3 protein-coding genes and 1 pseudogene are annotated in these 3529 nt (G+C 57.3%); 1 reads left to right on the forward strand and 3 read right to left on the reverse strand.

Annotated elements, in window-relative coordinates:
- The 3 genes from RI518_RS07570 to ubiE all read right to left on the reverse strand — a co-directional run.
- Positions 1-979 (reverse strand): FAD-dependent oxidoreductase (locus tag RI518_RS07570; RefSeq protein ID WP_310689777.1); only part of this gene is annotated, 979 nt, incomplete at its 3' end.
- Positions 980-1204: 225 nt separating this feature from the next.
- A complete protein-coding gene (locus RI518_RS07575; RefSeq protein ID WP_310689778.1) occupies positions 1205-2278 on the reverse strand; it encodes a polyprenyl synthetase family protein in 1074 nt (357 codons plus the stop codon).
- A 30-nt stretch (positions 2279-2308) separates the two neighbouring features.
- Entirely contained in the window at positions 2309-3097 is a 789-nt protein-coding gene (gene ubiE, locus RI518_RS07580) for a bifunctional demethylmenaquinone methyltransferase/2-methoxy-6-polyprenyl-1,4-benzoquinol methylase UbiE (RefSeq protein ID WP_104914142.1), read from the reverse strand.
- Between the two features lie 110 nt (positions 3098-3207).
- On the opposite strand from ubiE, the pseudogene RI518_RS07585 reads away from it, so the two are divergent.
- Positions 3208-3529 (forward strand): annotated as a pseudogene (locus RI518_RS07585) (isochorismate synthase); the annotation flags it as partial.

Below are 3529 nucleotides of genomic sequence, written 5' to 3' on the forward strand. Positions count from 1 at the left end.
CGAAGGGGATGCCATCCAGGGGTGAGCCAAAGTATCCGACTGCCCGGTAGAGGGCATCGATGTCTAGTTCGCGAATCTCCCCCGTGGGCCGGACGCCGCCTGCACCATCCGGTTGGGTGCGCTCGTATCGAAAACCCTGGACCTTCTCGGTGCCAAGAAGCTCGAGCGGGTTTGAATAGAAGTGGAAGTGAAGCCTCCTCGAGGCTGATCCTGTTTCACGCTGGCGCCACGATTGGAAGATTCGGTCAATAACGACCAGTTGCTTATTGGAAGTAATGGCCTCTTTTGCCGCCTGGTCGTAGTCAAAGTCCTCATCGTGGAGCACCATGTCCACGTCGTTTAGCTCGCCCAGCTCGCGCAGTTCCAGTGGGGTGAATTTCACTTGCATGGGTCCCCGGCGACCAAAGATGTGAACGTCGGTGACGGAAGATTTTTTCAGGCCCTCATAGACGTTGTCAGGAATTTCTGTGGGCAAGAGGTCATCGGGGTGTTTGGCCAACATCCGGGCCACGTCTAACGCCACATTGCCGTTACCCACAACGGCGATGTTCTTGGCCTCCAATGGCCACACGCGGGGCACATCGGGATGCCCGTCGTACCAGCTGACAAAGTCCGCTGCGCCGTAGCTTCCGGGAAGATCAATACCGGGGAGGGACAAGTTTGCGTCTTCCATGGCCCCGGTGGAGAAAATCACGGCGTGGTAGTGCTTTTTCAAATCATCCAACGTGATGTCGGTTCCGTAATTCACGTTGCCAAACAGGCGGATGTGACCGGTATCCAGAATGTCTTTAAGGGCATTGATAATGCCCTTAATTCGAGGGTGATCCGGTGCGACTCCGTATCTCACCAGACCGTAGGGGGCAGGAAGACGTTCAAAAAGGTCGATGGACACATCGAAGGCTCGTTCGTATTTGAGCAAAATATCGGCCGCATAGATTCCTGCTGGGCCTGCACCCACAATGGCGAGCCTAAGTTTCACGTCTGTGTTCTCCCGCGTCGTACTAATTCGACATTCCTCAAACTGATCTGTTGGTGCCCAATTCACACCCACTGGACTTCACTCCGCAGTGCGTGTCATTTCGCAGTGCTTTGGACCCTGCCAAGGTTACCGGGCTGACACACCGCGCTTTGCTTGCCCCAGAGCAAATCCATTCCGTTTTTCTAGCGCTTGGACCTTGCAAGCACCCCACCCCAGTCAGTAGCCCTATTGGGTTCGCTCTACGACTTGGTGGGCAAAACACTCAAGAGCGTCGGTGACCACCCCTTCTGGCAACTCGGCCAGGTGGGCAATAGCCTTGTCGGCTACTTTCCTGGCTTCTTCCATGGTGTCTTTCGTCACCTGGTGGTGACGAAGAGACGAAATGGCTTCGCTGAATTCTTCTTCACTGAGATCTCCTGTTGCCCCTTTTCGGAGGGTGTCGAGGAGCTCTTTGTCGCCCGCGTGGTTCTCGGCGCGCTTTTCCAACAGCAACATGGGCAGTGTGGCGACTCCGCGCCTCACATCGGTCCCTGCCTTTTTGCCGGTTTCTTCTTCATCGGCCGACAGGTCGATGACGTCATCCACCAACTGGAATGCCACACCAATGTGTTCACCAAAGCCTTGAATTGCGGGGACATATTCCACTGGTGCACCCGACAGGGTCACACCAAATTCCCCAGCTAACGCAATAAGTGACCCTGTCTTATCGGCTAACACCCCCAGGTAATGCTCAATGGGGTCTTCGCCTTCTTTTGGACCTACCGTTTCTCGCATCTGACCAACGACCAGTCGCTCAAAGGTGTCGGTTTGGCGACGCATCGCGTCGCCACCCAAGCCCACACCGAGGGATCCGGCCCTGGCGAACAACAAATCGCCAGCGAGGATCGCAATCGAGTTGGTCCACACCTTTTGGGCTGCGGTGACCCCACGGCGCTTTACCGCTTCATCCATGACGTCATCGTGATAGAGGGTTGCGAGGTGCGTCAGTTCGATGACCTGTGCTGCGGTGATCACCTGATCGGTGACACCCTCACCCCACTGGGCGGTCAACAAGGTGAGCAGTGGTCTAATCCTCTTGCCGCCGGCGTCAAAGAGGTAACGAGAGACCGCGTCAGCAATCTCGTGGGTGTAGCTGAGCTCTGATCGCAGCCCTGATTCAATGGCATCCAAACCCTCATCGAGGGCGCGGGCCACATCTTTTTGTTCGCTGGAGGAAAAGAGTGCCTGGCCACCGGAAAGAAATTTCGAGCCGCGACCGCGCGGAGCGCCATCTAACTCGCTGGCTGGAGTTGCAGTCACCACGTGTCCCTTGCGGTCGGGGTCGACCGACTACCTGTGGGAGCCGGTCACGGTCTGGTTGGCCTGAGTGGAGGGCGACGCGGGGCGCGCACGGCGCTCTGCGACAGATCCTCGGACTTTCTTACTCTCTGGTGCACGGGCACGATGCAACGCAACGATGCCCCCGGTCAGGTTACGGTATGCCACCCGGGTAAACCCTGCCGCCCGTAACCACTGGGCCAACACATCTTGGGTGGGCCATTCGCGAATGGAGTCCATCAGGTAGGTGTAGGCCTCAGGGTTCGAACTTGTCACCTTGGCAATCGCCGGCATTACGTATTTGAGGTAGGCCTTGTAGGAGCCTTTCACCACCGCACGATCCGGGTGGGAAAACTCACAAATGACCAACCGGCCACCAGGTTTCAACACCCGATACATCTCGCCGATGGCGAGCTGTGGGTTGTTGACGTTTCGAAGACCGAAACTAATCGTCACGGCGTCAAAAGATTGTGGCGGAAACGGCAACGCTTCAGCGTCACCCTCCACAAACGTCAGTTCTGGATGACGTTTCCTGCCCTCTTCGACCATTCCGGCGGAAAAATCTAAGGCGACCACTTCCGCACCAGATTTCGCAATAGCAACCGACGATGTACCTGTGCCCGCAGCAATATCCAGAATCCGCTCACCGGGTTGCGGGTCCAACGCTTTCACTGTGGCGATTCGCCACAGTGTCGCGTTTCCCCCGGAGAGCACCGTGTTGGTGCGATCGTAGCCTTTGGCTACTTCGGTGAACATGGCAGCGACCTGCTCTGGGTCTTTACCCAAATCCGCTGCGGTCATAGTGATTAGCTTAATTGGCCAAAGCCTGGAGTAGTCAGAGTGTCGCCTTGGAATTCAGGCAACCCGGTTAGCCTTTCCAGGTGACCGAGCGACCTCTAACACCTCACGCAGTGCCTGCGCTTCGTGTCACCACAGTGGCCAACGCCACGTCAGAGCCCCCACTCGCCGCCGCCGAGTCCGACAACCCACTGTTGTTCCAGCGCCTCGGAAAGGGCATCGCAGGCTCCGGTGTCGCACTCCGGGCGGAATTTTCCGGTCCTAACCGCTTTCACGACGCCACAACATGGTGGTCGAAGGTCGTGGAGCAGTCCACCGTCACTAATCCTCTCGGTCGACCCGGCACGGGGCTGCTGGCCATGGGGGCATTTAGTTTCAGCACCCTTTCGCACCACCGGAGTGTGTTGATTGTTCCCCAGCACATTTGGGGCACAG

This window comes from Pontimonas sp. (assembly GCF_031581085.1).
Lineage (GTDB): Bacteria > Actinomycetota > Actinomycetes > Actinomycetales > Microbacteriaceae > Pontimonas.